This window comes from Nocardia sp. CA-128927 (assembly GCF_050955855.1).
In the GTDB taxonomy this organism is placed as follows: Bacteria; Actinomycetota; Actinomycetes; order Mycobacteriales; family Mycobacteriaceae; genus Nocardia.
In genome coordinates this window covers 6,636,591-6,653,699 of the sequence record NZ_CP192087.1, presented here as the reverse complement: position 1 = coordinate 6,653,699, position 17,109 = coordinate 6,636,591, and the positions used below count along the sequence as shown (strand labels likewise).

The window sequence follows — 17,109 nt, the reverse complement described above, 5'->3', positions numbered from 1 at the left end:
GATGACTGAAATGGATGTTCCCAAGACAACTGGCAGGCGCGACCCTGCCGAAGACGTGGCCGCCGCGGCCCAGGGCGGTCGGTGTCCGGTCGACCACGGCGGCGCCGGATCGACCTCGGCGGAGTCGGCCATCGCGCCTCCGCCTATCGCCATCTCCGCCACCGAGTTGCCCGCCTATCGCAAGGCCACCCTGGCGCAGATGTTCGAGTTCTGGAAGAGCCCGCCGAACTTCATGGCGCAGTGCCGCGATCGCTACGGCAGCCGGTTCGCGGTGAGCATCAAACTTCCACCCAAGCCGGTGTATGTGCTCTCCGATCCCGCGGACCTGAAGGCCATGTTCCTCGCTCCGGCCGATGTTCTGCACACCGGCAACGGATCAGGCACGATCGAGAAGTACACCGGCCAGACCGGGCTTGCCTGGCTCGATGAGGATCAGCACAAGGAGCGGCGCAAGCTCCTCATGCCGAGCATGCATGGTAAGGCGCTGCAGCGCATCGGTGCGGCGATCGCCGAGATGGCCGAGACGGATGTCGCCACGTGGCCGCGTTCGGAGAACACGGCGCTGCATCCGTACATCCAACGTTATGCGTTCCACGCGCTCCGCGAGGTGATCTTCGGATCGGTCGCACCGTCGTGCTGGGACGAGCTTGCCGATGTGCTGATCCGGATGATGCAGTTCAACGACCACATCGGGTCGGTGCTGCAGATCCATCGGATGCCGTCCGCGGTGGTGCGGCTGCTCACGGCGATCCGGCCGCTAGGCCTGTACGACTTCTTGAAGCTCCGTAAGCGCGCGGACGCGCTGCTTGCCGAGGCCGTCGAGGAACGCCGGAATTCGGGTGAGCACGGCGACGATCTGCTCTCGGTCCTGCTCGGTATTACGCACGAAGACGGTTCGCCGCTGTCTGCCACCGAGCTGCGCGACGAGATTATGACCATCTTCATCGCGGGTACCGAAACCACCACGGTGGCCATCGCGTGGGCGTTCGAGTACCTGAGTTGCGACCGTGCGGCGCTGGACCGGCTGGTCGCCGAGATCGATGCGGGCACCGATGACGCCTACCTCACGGCGACGGTCCAGGAGGTGCTGCGCCTGCGGCCGTCACTCCCGCAGATCATCCCCCGCGAGGTCATCAAGCCGATCGAGATCGGCGGCGTGCGCTACGAGCCCGGGATGGTGTTGTGGGGGAGCGCTTACCTGATGAATCGTGATCCGGTTGTCTACCCGGCTCCGGACGCGTTCCGCCCGGAGCGGTTCCTGGACAGCAGGCCAGGCACCTACACCTGGATCCCGTTCGGCGGCGGCCGCGTCCGCTGCCTCGGCGACAAGATCGCGATGCTCGAGATGAAAGCTGTTATCCGCGAGGTGCTGGCCCGCTGCGAACTTCATCGGGTCGATCAACAGCCTGCGGAACCGCGGAGTCGCATTGTCGTCATCATGCCGTCGAACGGCACGCGCCTGGAATTGCGGCCCCGGGCGAAGGTGATGAGCGCGGCCATGGACTGAGGTCGCGCGATGAGCCGGCGACCGCACCGGTCGCCGGCCTTTCACCGTTCGGCATGGGCGGTGAATTTCTAGTATCGGAAATTACTGCACATGAGATGGGACCGAATGAGCAAGTACGCCTTGGTCGACAAGGACACATGCATTTCCTGCGGGGCATGTGGCGTAACCGCACCCGATATCTTCGGTTGCGACGATAACGGTTTCACCGAGGTGGTTTATCAGGGTGATAAGAACCGCGGAACCATGGAAATACCGGAGAGCCTTTATCGAGATCTGCAGGATGCGATAGAAGGGTGCCCGACCGGCGCCGTGCAGGTCGCCGAAACACCTTTCAGCGCTTAGGGAAAGCTAGATGTTGAACCGTGCTCGGGATCGGCGGTGTTGTCCGCCGATCTCGAGCGCCTGCCTACTCGGTCGGCAGCGCCGACTCGACTCAGACGATGAGCGCGCCTGCGACAGCCTCAGCCCATCGGCGGTATCCGGTGGCCGAAGGATGGAAGCCGTCTCGAGCGAAGAAGTCCGAGCCTACGGGCTGGATGAGGGACCGGCTGATCCACGTTGTCCGCGGCCGCTCGGCCAATATCTGTTGGGTGATCTTATCGAAGGTATCCGCGCGTTCGGCGAGGTAGCGACCCAGTGTAGTGGGCAGCGCCGGGAAATCGGCAAACGGCGCCTGTGCGCTCACCGCCACATGCTCGGCACGATTGGTGAGGTCGTCGACGATGGCGGTGAGATCGTCCGCCCATTGGGCGGGGGTACGCCGGGCCAGTACGTCATTGCCGCCGGCGAGGAGTACCGCGACGTTCAAGTTCTCGCTGAGCTTGGGCAGGAGCTTGTATCGGATCCGGCTGGCGGTAGCGCCGAGCTGCCCGACCGCTTCCCACGCGACCGACTTGCTGGTCCGCGCGGCGAGTTCGCGTGCCAAACACCCGGCGAGCGCAGCATCGTTGGTGTCGACCCCGTGGCCTGCCGCGGTCGAATCACCGAGGACGGCGATGCGCACCAGCGGGAGGGACTCATCTCCCACAGTCCCGACGGTCGGGCCTTCAGGCGCGGGAAGGAGGGTGATGGTGGAACGCGCCCGCATCCCCTGCAGGACGGCGAGGGGCAGCAGGAGTGGGTTCACGCGATCGCCCGTTCGGTGAGCAGGGAATCGGCGTGCGTCCGGCGTGCTCCGGTGCGATCCACCCCCGGTGCTGTCTCAGCCTCGCGTGCCGTTGTGCACGGCTCTGTTTGCATGACTGAACGATAGGCACAGTAACCATCGGCCGACAAGGGGGTAGTGTCGATTCGCCGATTTTCTCGGCTGTCCGGATCGGATGTCAGAGTTGTTGCTATCGAACGGTTTTCGGTCGATTCCGGGAAAGTGTGATCAGCGTCGCACAGGTATTCGCCAGTCGAATTCGGTGTTTGTCCGCAACGACGGTCGTCCGCATATGATTCGCGGCGACGACCGTGACCCGAATCGGGCGGAGTATGCGCTGAGCCGTCGAATATCAAGGTAGGCAACCGAGTTGGCGCCCAGCGTGGCGGACGCCCATCTGCTATCGTCGGGCCGGGGGGAGGTATGAAATTCTCACCGGATATGGATCTGGTCCGCAGCTATGTATTCATAGCCGGTTCTGCCCTCGCCGGAAACGGTTGCCGCAGCGAGGTTTCGAGGTTATCGGTCCGAATATGGATGGAGGTCCACGAATGAAACTCCCGAACACCGCACATACATCCCGGCCCTGGCGGATTCACGAGCTCGCGGGTGATTTCGAGCTCGAGGACGTGTGGGCGTTGGCAACGCCCGGCGGTCCTGACGGTCTCGCGCAACTGGTGCGCCAATTCACCTCTGACGACGGATCGCATCAATCCGCCCTTGTTGTGCGCACGCTCTTCGCGATCCGTTGGAAGCTCGGGGCGTTGCTCGGCTGGGACAAACCCGGATCGGGTATCGGCACCCGGGTGCCGTCGCTGCGCGACCGATTGCCCGCGGATCTCCGCGATATGCCACGTGGACCGGACTCCGAAACGCTTCCATTCACCTCGGTGTATCAGACGGACACCGAATGGGTGTCCGAGATCGCCAACCGGACCATGCACGGGCTGATGCACATCGGCTGGGTCCCGGATGGGGCAGGCAGCTACCGCGGCCAGATGGCGGTGCTGGTGAAGCCGAACGGCTGGTTCGGGAAGGCTTATATGGCAGCGATTGCGCCGCTGCGGCACGTGCTGGTCTATCCGCCGCTGATCCGAGCGATCGGACGCGATTGGCAGATGCGGGCCACCGGATAGCCTGATCCAACCGCAAGACCCACGCCGGTGCCACCGGCGTGGGTCTTGTGCTGTCTCCATGGCCCTGTTTTTCGCCCCGGATCCTGCTGCGGCGGTGCGGGTTCCGTTGAAGTTGATGCCGCAAAACGTATCTGTTCGGGCTCCTCGGCGCTCCTGTATTCGACGCTTGTACTTACGAGCTGGAGAGGTCTGGAACTTATGCATCAGCGTGCGGTTGCCGTCGTCGGGTTGGCGTGCCGGGTCCCTGGGGCCGGCAATGCCCGTGCCTTCTGGCAGTTGTTGCGGGGTGGCGTCGACGCGATCAGCGACGTGCCCGTGGGCCGATGGTCGGATGTCGCGGAGCTGGCGCAGTTCCACCGGGGCGGATTCATCGACCACGTCGCCGATTTCGACGCCGGATTCTTCGGCATCTCGCCGCGCGAGGCCGCGGCGATGGACCCGCGCCAGCGGTTGGCACTCGAATTGAGCTGGGAGGCACTGGAAGACGCCGGTGTTGCGCCAGAGAGCCTGCACGGCAGCGCTGCCGCGGTGTTCTTCGGCGCCGCCGGTGACGACTACGCCTCGCTGGTGCAGCGGCACGGTCCGGATGCCATATCCCACCACTCGGTGGCGGGGCTGAGCCGGGGTCTGATCGCCAACCGGATTTCGCACCAGTTCGGCTTCCACGGGCCTAGCGTCACGGTGGACACTGCGCAGTCTTCGTCCTTGGTCGCGGTGCAGACGGCGGTACAGAGCCTGCAATCGGGCGCCACCCAGCTGGCGTTGGCCGGTGGCGTGCATCTGAATCTGGTGCCGGAGAGCACGCTCGCCTTCACGCGCGCGGGTGCGCTGTCCCCAGACGGCCGCTCCTACACATTCGACGCGCGCGCAAACGGATTCGTCCGGGGTGAGGGCGCAGGGGTGGTCGTCCTCAAGCGCTTGGCGAACGCGGTCGCCGACGGCGACCCGATCTACTGTGTACTGCTCGGCGGCGCGGTGAACCACGACGGCGACGGCCAGGCCTTGACCGTCCCCGACGGTGACGCACAGCGGGCGCTGCTGCGTGAGGCGTACGCGAAGGCCGGGGTGGATCCCGAGCACGTGCAATACGTCGAACTACACGGCACCGGCACCAGGGCGGGCGACCCGGTCGAGGCGAGCGCGCTCGCCTCGGTCTTCGGTTCGGGCCGCGATGCCGCGCAGCCGTTGCTCGTCGGGTCGGTGAAGACGAATATCGGTCACCTCGACGCCGCCGCCGGCGTCGTCGGACTGATCAAAGTGGCGCTGTCGATCAAGCACGGAACCATCCCGGCGAGCCTCAATTTCAGCGAACCGCATCCGGCGATCCCGATGCAGCGGTGGAAACTGAAGGTGAACGACGCCACCGGTCCGTGGCCTGCGGGTCCTCGGCTCGCCGGTGTCAGCTCGTTCGGCATCGGCGGTACGAACTGCCATCTCGTCGTCGCCGCCCATCCCGCCGTACCGGCGCAGGAGCTCGAATCGGAGTTCGCCGACCCGGTTCCGGTGCTGGTGTCGGGTAAGTCCACGGCGGCGTTGCGGGCGCAGGCCGCACGGTTGCTCGACTGGGTCGCGTCCGATCCGGACCTGCGCCCGTTGGATATCGGCTACTCCGCGCTGACAACCCGGTCCGCGCTGAATCACCGTGGCGTCGTCATCGCCGCGGATCGCGCCGAGTTGCTGGAAGGTTTGTCGGCGTTATCCGCCGGCGAACCCTCGGCGAACGTCACGGCAGGTGTCGCCGCCGCCGAATCCGGTGTGGTGTGGGTGTTTCCGGGCCAGGGCGCACAGTGGATCGGGATGGCTCGCGGACTGTGGGAGACCTCTGCGGTGTTCGGCGCCCGGATGACGGAGTGCGCGCAGCTGCTGAGCGGTTTGGTCGACTGGTCGCTGCGAGATGTGCTCGATGACGAGGCCGAGCTGGCACGCGTGGACGTGGTGCAGCCCGCGCTGTTCGCGGTGATGGTGTCGCTGGCCGAGGTGTGGCGTTCGGTCGGTGTGGTGCCCGATGCGGTGGTTGGGCATTCGCAGGGCGAGATCGCGGCCGCGTGCGCAGCCGGAATCATCTCCCTCGCAGACGGTCTGCGGCTGGTGGTCGGGCGCAGCCTGGCCATCGCCGCCGGGCTCGCGGGTCACGGGACGATGGCTTCGCTGGCGATGCCCGCAGCGGACGTGGATCAGGATCAGGTCTCGGTCGCGGCGGTGAATGGCCCGAATGCGGTCGTGATTTCCGGTGCGGTCGACGCGGTACGCGCCGTTGTCGCCGACTGCGAGGCGCGCGGGATTCGGGCCAGGGTCATCCCGGTCGACTACGCGTCGCACTCCGCGCAGGTGGAGACGATCCGGGACGAGGTGTTGCGGGTCGCCGAGGGCATCGCGACGACGGACAGCGGCGTCGCGTTCTATTCCACGGTCGTCGGTGACCGGGTGGACGCGGCCGAACTGGACGCCGAGTACTGGTACCGGAATCTGCGGCAGCAGGTGCGGCTCGCGGAGACCATCAAGGTGGTGGCCGACGCCGGGCACGGGGTCTTCGTGGAGGTCAGCCCACATCCGGTGCTGGCCATGGCCATCCAGGACACCGTGGACACCGCGGTGGTGCAGGGCACGCTGCGCAGAGACGAGGATGAAACCCGTCGCCTGCTGTTGTCCATGGCCGAGCTGCACACCAGGGGCGTCGCGCTGGATTGGCGGCCGCTCTTCCCGGGTGCCCGCCGAATCGAGTTGCCCACCTACGCATTTCAGCGACAGACCTATTGGGTCACCGGCGAGCGCACCGAGCGGCACGCATTGCCGCAGGCCGAGGCCGCGCAGGTCACGGAGGTCACGCAGATCGAGTCCAGCGGGCTGACCGACCAGGAGCTGTGGCGACTGGTCCGCGCGCACGCGGCGACCGTGCTCGGGCACGCCGACCCGAAGCTGATCGAATCCGCAAGCACCTTCAAAGAACTCGGCTTCGACTCGGTTACGGCGGTGGAGTTGCGCGACCGGCTCAACACCGCCGCAGGTCTGCGGATGCCGACCTCGCTGCTGTTCGACTACCCGACCCCCAGCGCACTCGTACTGCATATGCGCGAGCAGTTGTCGGGCTACGTTGGCGACCAGCGGCCGCCCGAGGCGAGCACCGCGGTGGCCGATGACCTGATCGCGATCATCGGCATGAGCTGCCGCCTCCCGGGCGGTGTCACCTCACCAGAAGACCTGTGGCGGTTGGTTTCCCACGGCGTGGACGCGATCTCGGCCTTCCCGGACGATCGTGGCTGGCGCGTGGACTCCGGTGCGGACTACGCCCCCGTCGGCGGCTTCCTGGCCGACGTCGCCGACTTCGATGCGGGCTTTTTCCGCATCAGCCCGCGCGAGGCGCTGACGATGGACCCGCAGCAGCGGCAGGTGCTGGAAGTGGTCTGGGAGGCGCTGGAACGGGCCGGTCAGGATCCGGCGGCACTGCGCAGGAGTCGCACCGCCGTTTTCATGGGCGCCATGAGCCAGGACTACCTGCCGCGCCTGAACGACGTACCCGAAAACCTCGGCGGCCACGCTCTGACCGGAAGCGCGACCAGCGTGGTGTCCGGTCGGGTCGCCTACGCGCTCGGTCTCGAAGGCCCTGCGGTGAGCGTCGACACGGCGTGCTCGTCGTCATTGGTGGCGCTGCACCTGGCGGCCCAGTCGCTGCGGTCGGGGGATTGCTCGCTGGCGCTGGCGGGCGGCGTGACGGTGATGTCGACGCCCGGCATTTTCGTCGAGTTCGCCCGGCAGGGTGGGCTCGCGGCCGATGGCCGGTGCAAAGCATTCTCGAATACGGCCGACGGCACCGGCTGGTCCGAGGGTGTGGGAGTGCTTGTGCTGGAACGGTTGTCGGACGCGCGGCGCAACGGCCACCGGGTGCTTGCGGTCTTGCGCGGTTCGGCGATCAACCAGGACGGCGAGAGCAATGGGCTCACCGCGCCGAACGGTCCGTCGCAGGAGCGGGTGATCCGGCACGCGCTGGCGAGCGCCGGGCTGTCCCCGGCGGATGTCGATGCCGTCGAGGCACACGGTACCGGTACGACCCTCGGTGATCCGATCGAAGCCCAAGCGCTGCTGGCGACCTACGGGCAGGACCGCGCGCATCCGCTGTGGCTGGGGTCGGTGAAGTCGAATATCGGACACACCCAGGCCGCGGCGGGTGTCGCGGGGGTGATCAAGATGATCATGGCCATGCGGCACGGTGTGGTGCCGCGCACGCTGCATGTCGACGAGCCGTCACAGCACATCGATTGGTCGTCGGGCGCGGTGCAACTGCTGACCGCGCAACAGGATTGGCCGCAGTCCGAGCGTCCGCGCCGCGCCGGTGTCTCGTCGTTCGGGATCAGCGGCACCAACGCTCACGTGATCCTCGAACAGGGTGATCCCGTCGAGCCCACCGATGGGGCCGGCTTCGAAGAGCCGGAGGTTGTTGTGCCGTGGCTGGTTTCGGCGCGCAGCGCGCAGGCGCTGACCGGTCAGGCGAGGCGGCTGTTGGCCGCGGTATCCGGGGACCCGGAGCTACGGATCGCCGATGTGACATTATCTCTCGCCACCGACCGGATGTCCTTCGAGCACCGCGCGGTGGTATTGGGTTCGCAGCGGGCGGAGTTGCTCGCCGGTCTGGACGCACTGTCGAAGGGCGACCGGGCGAAGGGGCTGATCGTCGGCGGCGCAGCGACCGCGCCGAATGTCGGCGTCCTGTTCTCCGGGCAGGGCAGTCAGCGGATCGGCATGAGTCGTGAACTCGGGCAAGTGTTTCCGGTGTTCGCCGAGGCGTGGCAGGTGATCTGCGCCGAATTCGCTCCGCTGCTGCAACATTCGCTCGACGACGTGGTGTCGGCCGAGCCCGGCTCGGAGCTCGCCCGGCTGCTCGACGAGACGGCGATGACGCAGCCCGCGCTCTTCGCATTCGAGGTCGCGGCGTTCCGATTGCTGGAATCGCTTGGCGTTGTGCCCGCGGTCCTGGTCGGGCATTCGATCGGGGAACTGGCCGCAGCCCATGTCGCGGGTGTGTTCTCGCTGACCGACGGGGTGCGCCTGGTGGCCGCTCGCGCCAGGTTGATGCAGGCACTGCCGTGCGGCGGTGCGATGGTGGCCGTGCAGGCTGACGAGGACGAAACCCGCCGTGCGCTGGCAGGTTACGAAGAATCTGCGTCGATCGCCGCGGTCAACGGTCCGATCGCCACGGTGATCTCCGGCGTCGAGGATGTGGTCGCCGAGATCGAGGCGACGCTTGCCGCCGACGGCCGCAAGACGACGCGCCTGCGGGTCTCGCATGCGTTTCACTCGCCGCTGATGGAACCGATGCTCGACGAGTTCCGGCAAGTGGCGCAGTCGGTTTCGTATTCGCCGCCGCGAATCGCAGTCATCTCCAACGTGACCGGTGCCATCGCCGCCGACGGTGTGCTGGAGCAGCCGGAGTACTGGGTGCGCCATGTTCGCGAGGCCGTGCGTTTCGCCGACGGCGTGCGCGCCGCGGTGGCGGCCGGGGCCGAGGTGTTGGTCGAGGTCGGTCCAGACGGGGTCCTGTCCGCCATGGCCGCGGAAACCCTCGCCGAGATCGCGCCCGGCCTGTCCGCGGTCCCGCTTGTCCGCAAGGATCGGTCCGAATCCCGCTCGGCCGCAGAGGCATTGGCGAGATTGCATGTCGCGGGCGTGCCCGTCGACTGGCAGTCCTACCTCACCGTGCTCGGTGTCACCGGACGGCATATAGACCTGCCCACCTATGCGTTCGACCGGCAGCGGTACTGGGCGCAGCCCGCGCAGGCGCAGGGCGATGTCGCCGGGGCGGGACTCGACGCGGTCACCCACCCGTTCCTCGCCGCCGCCACCGACCTTGCCATCGGCAACCAACTGGTCCTCAGCGGCCGGGTCTCGCTGGCCGACGATCCGTGGTTGGCCGACCACGTCATCTTCGCCAACGTCGTATTCCCGGGAGCGGCCTTCGTGGAAATGGCATTGCACGCCATGGACAGTGCCGAGTGCCGGAGCATCGAAGAGCTCACCGTGCAGGCGCCGCTGATCCTCGCCGACGACGCGGTCCAACTCCAGATCGTCGTCGGCGCGGCCGAGGACTCGGGCCGACGCGAAATCGGTGTGTACTCCCGGGCGAGGACTGCGCGATCACGGTCCTGGACCCAGCACGCGACCGGATTCTTGGTCGCGACGAGCCCGGAACACATTGTCGCCGTTGATGTGTGGCCGCCCCAGGGAGCCACGCCGGTCGAACTGAGCGACTTCTATCCGGGTCTTGCCGATCGCGGCTATATGTACGGGCAGGCCTTCCAAGGATTGTGTGCCGCATGGCGACTCGACGATGAGGTGTACGGCGAGATCCGGCTACCCGGCGACGTCGGACCTGCGTCCGCTGGGTTCGCCCTGCACCCAGCACTATTCGACGCCGCCCTGCATCCGATGCTGGCGCTCTTCGCTGACCCGCTTCTTTCGGATACAGATCCCACCCGGGCGCTGCTGCCGTACTCCTGGTCGGGAGTGTCGCTGCATGCGTTCGCAGGCACGGAACTGCGTGTCCGGGTGGCGCGCAAGGGGCCCAACGAGGTGTCGCTATGGATGACCGGCCCGAGCGGCACCCCGGTGCTGTCGGTCGAATCGCTCACGCTCATAGCTGCCTCCGTCGAACAGTTGACCGGCAGTGCGACAGCCGATTCCCTATTCGTTCTCGACTGGTCACCGCTGCCCGAGCAGCTCGACTCCGCCCGGCCGGACCTCGAGTTCGCGCATGTGCCGGTGTGCTCAGACCCCGACGTACCCGCGGCGGCCCGAGCGACGGCGGACGACGTGCTCGACCGAGTGCAGCAGTGGTTGCGCGACGAGCGATTCGGCCGCACCCGGCTGGTGATCGTGACTCGCCACGCGGTCGCGGTGACCGACGATGAAGCGCCCGATCTGTCCGGCGCGCCGGTCTGGGGTTTGGTGCGGTCGGTCCAGGCGGAATACCCGGACAACTTCGTCCTGGTCGACATCGATGATCACGAGGCGTCGCGACGCGTGCTCGCGTCGCTGGATCTGTCGCGCGAGCCGCAGGTGGCCATCCGCGGTGGCGTCGTGCACGTGCCACGCCTCGTCGCGGCACCAGTGACGAAAGCCGAACGGCCGGTGTGGAACCCGCAGGGCACGGTGCTGCTTATCGGGGCGACGGGTGGACTCGGCTCGCTGCTCGCCCGGCATTTGGTGACCGAATACGGCGTGCGCCGCCTGCTCATGCTCAGCAGGCGGGGAGCGGCGGCCCCTGGCGCGATCGAGCTGGCCGCGGAACTGACCGCCCTCGGCGCCGAGGTCACGCAGGAGGCCTGCGATGTGACCGACCCAGCCGCGCTGGCCGAACAGCTCGCGCGGATCCCCGAGGCGTCGCCGCTCACCGCCGTCATCCACTTGGCAGGTGTGCTCGACGACAGTGGCGTGGAGTCGCTGACATCGGAACGACTCGACCGGGTGTTGCGGCCGAAGATAGATGCCGCCTGGTACCTGCACGAACTGACCAAGGACCTGGATCTGTCCGCGTTTATCCTGTATTCGTCCGTCTCGGGAACCATCGGCACCCCGGGCCAGGCGAACTACGCCGCCGCCAACACATTCCTGGATGCCCTGGCTGCGCATCGTAAATCCGCCGGCCTACCGGCGATTTCGCTCGCATGGGGTCCCTGGGAACTCGGCATGGCAGGTGCGCTCGGCCAGGTCGACCTGTCGCGCTGGCGGCGAAACGGTATGGCGCCCTTGGCCGCGGCGAAGGGGATTGCGCTGTTCGACACCGCACTGGCGCTCGACAAGGCACTGGTAGTTCCCGTCGTACTCGACACCGCCGCTTTGCGAGAACAGCAAATCGTGCCCGCAGTCTTGCGCGGCATGGTCCGACCGCAGCGCAGGCACGCCGAGGAAAGCACCGAACCGCAACTCGTGCAGCGGTTGCTGGATCTGACCCCCGAGGAACGATCGAGCGAGCTGCTGGAACTGCTGTTGTCCACCGCGGCGCTGGTGCTGGACTACCCGTCCGCTGACGATATAGATGGCGACCTGTCCTTCAAGGAGATCGGTTTCGATTCGCTGAGCGGTGTGGAATTCCGCAATCTGGTCAAGAAGGATACCGGAATGCAGATTCCCGCCACGGTGATCTTCAATTACCCGACCCCGGCGTCGCTGGCCGAGCACCTGCGGGAACTGCTATTCCCGTCGGATGTGGAATCGCTGGACAACGATGAGGATATGGCAGCCGATCAGCTGGATGAGGAGATCGACGAGATGGATATCGAGGATCTCATCGAACGGGCATTTGTCGAATGAATGGTGGGATAATGAAATCGGAAGATGTGAAGACCGTTCGCCGGTTCGTCAAAGAGGAACTCGGCGGCGAGCAGATGGACGTGCTGGCGGATAAGCCGCTGGAGTTGTACGAGAAGTTTCGCGATACCGGACTGGCGAATTGGTGGCTACCAACGGAGTTCGGTGGGCGTGGGCTGAGCCTCGAGGACAGCGTCGAACTCGTGAATGAAATCGCTTACGGCGATGCGGGCGTGGCTTTCACGCTGTTCATCTCGATTCTGGGCACCAGCATGGTGCAGCTGTACGGGTCCGACGAACTCAAGGCTCGGTACCTCGAGCCGATGGCGGCGCGCGGCTCCTTCTGTGCGACCCTGGGCAGCGAGCGTAATGCGGGTAGCGAGCTCAGCAAGATCGAGACGGTGGTTGCCAGGGAAGGCGACCAGCTCGTCATCACCGGTGAGAAATTCTTCTCCACCAACTCCGATTTCGCGGACTTCCTGATCGTCGTCGCCAGGGCGAGCGACGATCCGGAGGTGTACCACGCGGTGCTGGTTCCGAGAGGAACGCCCGGTGTCCAGATAGTCAAACGGTGGGATGTCATCGGCCTGCGCACCTCGTACACCTACCAGGTGAAATTGGATCAGTGCCGAGTACCTGCCGCCAACCAGTTGCTGGGTTCCGGGCTTCGGCTGCTCGAGATCGGCTTGAACGCCAGCCGGATCCTGATCGCGGCGACCGCGATCGGAATCGCCCGGCGAATACGCGATCACTGCATGGTCTACGCCAAGAACAAGCCGCTGCGCGAAAGCACCCTGCTGGACAGTCCGGTGTTCGCACAGCGGCTCGGACAAATGGAAATGCAGATCGATGTCATGAAAAGCCACTGCCTCCGGGCGGCCCGTGACTACGACAAGATCATCGCCGAACCCGAGGCCGCGGCCGTCTTCGCCAGGCAAGGCACGCTGAAATCGGCGGTGACCGCCAAGATGTTCTGTGGCCAAGCGGGCTGGGACGTGGCGAGCGTCGGCTCCGAGATGTTCGGCGGCCTCGGATATACCAACGAGCTGCCCATCGGCAAGCTGCTCAGGGATATGCGCTATGTCTCGATTGTCGAAGGCGGCGACGATGTCCTGCGTGATCTGATTTTCAGCCGGTACGTGATACCTGTGCCCCGCCGGTCCTAGGCGGGGACCGAGGTTTGATGTCGTGCCGACAGCGAGAGGTGATGGAAGTTGATCGCGACATCGGCCGGAGGGCGTTAGATGGACGGGTTGTTCACCGCGCAGGCACCGTGGCTGCGCACCGTTGGCGATTCGATGTACGAGCGCGCCCTACGCGGTGGCTGGCTCGATCGCCCCGCGGTGATCGATGAGATCGACGGCACGGTCTACACCCACCGCACCCTGTACCGGTGCAGTGCGACGGTGGCGGCCGAGTTGGCCGGGCGTGGTGTATCCATCGGTGACCCGGTCGCCATCCTGGTCGGTGAACGAGCCGAATGGTTCATCTCCTTCCTGGCCTTGGCGCGGCTGGGAGCTATTGCGGTACTGCTGAATTCGGGTCTGGATCGGCAAGTGCATCGACGTGGGCTCGCGGCAGCCGGTGCCCGGCACACTCTCGACTGGCATGACGGCGGTGTCGTGCTGGTCGGACCGCAGGGCCGGGACCGGATCTTCGACTTGCCTGGCGTGACCGCGCGGTGTGCCGTCGAGCCGATGCCGGATCATCCAGACTTGGCCGCGGTGCCCGACGATCGGGATCTCTACATCCAGTTCACCTCCGGCACAGCCGGTGAGTCGAAGGCGATCACCCACCGGGCGAGTCACCTTGCGGACTATCAGCAGGCGGTCGGCCGTAACGCGCTCGGCCTGACCAAAGACGATGTGCTGCTGTCGATCTCGCGGTTGCACTGCGCGTACGGCTTCAACAACGAATTCGTCTACCCGATGCTCTCGGGTTGCGCGGTGGTGCTGAATCCGGAGCACCGCAGGCCCGAGGCGGTCGTGCGGGCGATCAAGGAACACGCTGTCACCATTGTATGTTCGATGCCTTCGGCGCTCGGTCCGCTGGCGCATCATCTCCACGGTGCGAAACAATCTGTCGCAGTGCTGGATTCGGTACGCGCTGTCGTCTCGGCGGGGGAACGCCTACCCGTCGAGCTCGGAGCTGAACTCCACGATCTCTTCGCGGCGCCGGTGCTGGAGCAGATTTGGTGTACCGAGGTCGGAAATGCATTCTGCGCCAACGGTATCGACGCGGCATCGGCGGATTCGGTCGGGTTCCCGTGTCCCGGCTACGACGTCGAAGTCCGGGTACCGAGTGACCCTCGGGTGGCCGAGGCGTTCGCGGTCGAGGGGCATCGGCCGGGTGAGGTCTGGGTGCGCGGCCGGACCATCGCCGAGTTCGCGACCACGGTTCGCGGTGCCGTCCAGCTGTTGTCGGACGGGTGGCTGCGCACCGGTGATGTCGGCTACTGGAACGCTTCCGGTGCCCTCGTGGTGCTGGGACGTGCCGACGACATTGTGCGGACCGGCGGGATCTCGGTCTCGGCCATCGAAATCGAGCGTCGGATCGCGGCGACCGGACTGGTCCGCGACGTTGCGGTGGTCTCGGTGCGCGACGACAGCTCGGTCGATCGGTTGGTCGTGTTCGTCGTCCCGGCCGGAACCTGGTTGAGCACAAAGGTTTTCAGCGCCGTACTGAGCTCGCGGTTATCGTCGCAGCTGGAGTGTTACCACATTCCCCGGAAATTCGAGGTCTGTGATGTGCTGCCACGGACGCCCAGTGGCAAGATCATGCGGCAGGCCTTGCGGGCGCTCGCGGAGGCCGCCGCGAAAGCGATGCGAAATTGCGCACCGCTTCAGATCCAGTGAGCATCCTGGGCTATCCGCACTGCGTCTATCCGATTGCGCGCCCCCAGCTTTGCCACCGTAGCGGCAAGATAGTTCCGCACCGTCCCCTCCGACAGTAGAGTTTTCGTCGCGATCTCCGACACCGTGTCACCCAGCGCGACCTGCTCCAGTACCGCGACCTCGCGTGGTGTCAGCGGGCAGTTCTCACTGTCCAGTACCGCGACTGTGAACTCGGGGTCGAGCACGCGTTGACCACGGTGCACCTGGTGAATGGCTTCGAAGAGCTGGTGCGGGGGAGCGGTTTTGTGTACCAATCCGCTGATCGGCCCCCGGTAAGCCCGGCGAACCAGGGCATGGGTGAACCTCTTGCCGAGCACCAGAGTCCGGCAGCCGGGGATGTCGGCGATCTCCTCGGCTACGGCGATGTCATCGAGATCGGTGTTTTCCGCGCTGATCACCGTCACGCCGGGCCGATACTGGGATGCCAACTCGACGGTCTCGGCGCCGATGCCGGTGGAACCGATTACTCGAATGCTCTCGTGCTGTTCGAGGAGCGCGACAAGGGCGGATCTCGGTAACCGAAACTTATCGGCCACCATTATGTTGATCGTCATCGTTTCCGGGTAGTGTACTTTCAAAGCCGAAGCTACTCCGGCCATGCGCGTCCCCCTAATTTGGAGCCATAGCTTTTATCGTGAATTAAGGAGCTCTGTCTGCATTCACCGGCGAAGGTCCGCAGCTGCGGTGCCATTACCTATGCCTAACATGAACTGGGTTGATCGTCCTTTTATCGGGGCAGTTCAGATCGTATTTGCAGTTGTCTTTCGGGGCGACCCGTTTGATATACCTTAGTGTCGATAGAAATTTATGCCGACCCGATCCCGGCCTCCTCCAGCATTGACCATCGTGCGTGTTCGGCGTATTGCAGATAAATATTGCCGTGCAAATGACCCTGGCTGTCGGTCTCGTATCCGCGGACTGTTACTCGAACCTTGAAAGTATTCATTTCAGTTCCTCGGGTTGGTGGACGAGCTTCCGCTCGTCACGATGCCGGATCTGTTCGATGCTACCGCTACGGACCGGATCGTCCGGACGGCCGCGTCTTCGTTCGCGGCGAACGGCATCGCCGATACGGTGGTAACACCCGCATCGTGAAAGTCGTTCAGCCGCGCCGCTATAGCCCAGCCGCGTCATCAGTCGGGTGTACACGTTGTTGTCCCGGCCGCCAGATCCGCCGACGAAGTGCGCGATGAACATTCGTACCTGATCGGCGCCTTGCCACGGATCGGCGCCGACCACAACGGGTACCGCCGCGACCACGTCGAAACCCGACAGATCGCGGCCCACCGCGGCGCGGCCGGCAACCCTGCCAGTGGGTACCGGATACCGCGCGGATCACGCGGGTCGGGAACCGACTGCAACACCTCCAGCAAACATGATGCGACTGTGTGGGTTTCCGGTTCGACGCGCCGCCGATCCAACACCGCGACAACGGGCTTGACAAGCACCGATCGGCCTTCGCACTCGGCGCCCATGACGTAGGTGTCCGCCGCCCCGGTTCGCCGAGCGGTGCATCGCACAACGCTTCCGGGGAGCACCGCGCGGCTGAACCGCGCGCGCAGGTATTGCACACGCTTATCCGATTGCCCCAGACCATCCGTCAGGCTAGCCAATCCCACTGCAAGAGTGCACATTCCGTGCACGATGCGGATCGCTCATCACCGGGCCGATCCGGCGGTAGCCGACAGGCTGACCAGCGCGTCGCACTCTATGCGGACTGCTCGATCGTTCATGCGAATATCGATTACTAGTACCGGTTGTGCTGGATGTACAGTTTTGTTTCATAAATATCACATGATCACGGTGGCCGCTTCCGGCCTTTGCCTGTCGTGACCTCAAAACTGGAAGTGACCGCCAGTTCGTAGCTGTGAAGATCCCACATCAACACATTAAGAACGCACATCGCACTGGCTGAGATCCTGTGCAATACTCAGGTCAGTTGCAATGTGGAGGGTAAGTATTTAGAAAGATCGATGATTACCAGAGTGTGGAAGAAGTAATTTGGCCGCCTATTTACACGGGCGTCGATAAATACCTGCGCTGATGTGAGCGCAGATAGATCCGCTCCGGAAATCAACGACTCGGGTAATTCTTACCTGACCTCACTGCGTCTGCGTGTATCGCGGGCAT

10 protein-coding genes are annotated in these 17,109 nt (G+C 65.2%); 6 read left to right on the top strand and 4 right to left on the bottom strand.

Annotated elements, in window-relative coordinates; genetic code table 11:
* Positions 1 to 10 precede the first annotated feature (10 nt).
* Complete coding sequence (locus ACQPW1_RS30555; protein WP_433655231.1) at positions 11 to 1,507, top strand: cytochrome P450; 1,497 nt, start codon at positions 11 to 13, stop codon at positions 1,505 to 1,507.
* 105 nt (positions 1,508 to 1,612) lie between these two features.
* A complete protein-coding gene (locus tag ACQPW1_RS30550; RefSeq protein WP_433655230.1) occupies positions 1,613 to 1,849 on the top strand; it encodes a ferredoxin in 237 nt (78 codons plus the stop codon).
* A 91-nt stretch (positions 1,850 to 1,940) separates the two neighbouring features.
* Here ACQPW1_RS30550 and ACQPW1_RS30545 read toward each other — a convergent pair whose 3' ends face one another.
* Positions 1,941 to 2,534: an SGNH/GDSL hydrolase family protein gene (locus ACQPW1_RS30545; protein ID WP_433655229.1), complete on the bottom strand. Its 594-nt coding sequence runs from the start codon at positions 2,532 to 2,534 to the stop codon at positions 1,941 to 1,943.
* A 668-nt stretch (positions 2,535 to 3,202) separates the two neighbouring features.
* Between ACQPW1_RS30545 and ACQPW1_RS30540 the strand changes: the two genes are divergently transcribed.
* From ACQPW1_RS30540 to ACQPW1_RS30525, 4 genes are all read left to right on the top strand, one after another.
* Entirely contained in the window at positions 3,203 to 3,787 is a 585-nt protein-coding gene (locus tag ACQPW1_RS30540) for a DUF2867 domain-containing protein (protein WP_433655228.1), read from the top strand.
* 198 nt (positions 3,788 to 3,985) lie between these two features.
* Entirely contained in the window at positions 3,986 to 12,088 is an 8,103-nt protein-coding gene (locus ACQPW1_RS30535) for a type I polyketide synthase (RefSeq protein ID WP_433655227.1), read from the top strand.
* Between the two features lie 11 nt (positions 12,089 to 12,099).
* Complete coding sequence (locus ACQPW1_RS30530; protein ID WP_433655226.1) at positions 12,100 to 13,251, top strand: acyl-CoA dehydrogenase family protein; 1,152 nt, start codon at positions 12,100 to 12,102, stop codon at positions 13,249 to 13,251.
* Positions 13,252 to 13,329: 78 nt separating this feature from the next.
* Positions 13,330 to 14,940 (top strand): class I adenylate-forming enzyme family protein, encoded by a 1,611-nt coding sequence (locus tag ACQPW1_RS30525; protein WP_433655225.1) that lies wholly within the window; start codon positions 13,330 to 13,332, stop codon positions 14,938 to 14,940.
* Here ACQPW1_RS30525 and ACQPW1_RS30520 read toward each other — a convergent pair.
* From ACQPW1_RS30520 to ACQPW1_RS30510, 3 genes are all read right to left on the bottom strand, one after another.
* A complete protein-coding gene (locus ACQPW1_RS30520) occupies positions 14,928 to 15,533 on the bottom strand; it encodes a response regulator transcription factor (protein ID WP_433655224.1) in 606 nt (201 codons plus the stop codon). The two genes, ACQPW1_RS30525 and ACQPW1_RS30520, sit on opposite strands and share 13 nt — an antisense overlap.
* A gap of 388 nt (positions 15,534 to 15,921) precedes the next feature.
* The gene (locus ACQPW1_RS30515) at positions 15,922 to 16,218 is read right to left on the bottom strand and encodes a hypothetical protein (protein ID WP_433665593.1); all 297 of its coding nucleotides are present in this window, start codon (positions 16,216 to 16,218) and stop codon (positions 15,922 to 15,924) included.
* Positions 16,113 to 16,622, bottom strand: a complete 510-nt coding sequence (locus ACQPW1_RS30510; RefSeq protein WP_433655223.1) for a hypothetical protein — start codon at positions 16,620 to 16,622, stop codon at positions 16,113 to 16,115. Before ACQPW1_RS30510 ends, ACQPW1_RS30515 begins: the two co-directional genes overlap by 106 nt.
* Positions 16,623 to 17,109: the final 487 nt, after the last annotated feature.

Bases quoted from the DNA above. Each gene is read 5' to 3' on its own strand.
- ACQPW1_RS30520 (WP_433655224.1), bottom strand. From the start codon at position 15,533: ATGACGATCAACATAATGGTGGCCGATAAGTTTCGGTTACCGAGATCC.
- ACQPW1_RS30550 (WP_433655230.1), top strand. From the start codon at position 1,613: ATGAGCAAGTACGCCTTGGTCGACAAGGACACATGCATTTCCTGCGGG.
- ACQPW1_RS30535 (WP_433655227.1), top strand. From the start codon at position 3,986: ATGCATCAGCGTGCGGTTGCCGTCGTCGGGTTGGCGTGCCGGGTCCCT.
- ACQPW1_RS30525 (WP_433655225.1), top strand. From the start codon at position 13,330: ATGGACGGGTTGTTCACCGCGCAGGCACCGTGGCTGCGCACCGTTGGC.
- ACQPW1_RS30555 (WP_433655231.1), top strand. From the start codon at position 11: ATGGATGTTCCCAAGACAACTGGCAGGCGCGACCCTGCCGAAGACGTG.
- ACQPW1_RS30540 (WP_433655228.1), top strand. From the start codon at position 3,203: ATGAAACTCCCGAACACCGCACATACATCCCGGCCCTGGCGGATTCAC.
- ACQPW1_RS30530 (WP_433655226.1), top strand. From the start codon at position 12,100: ATGAAATCGGAAGATGTGAAGACCGTTCGCCGGTTCGTCAAAGAGGAA.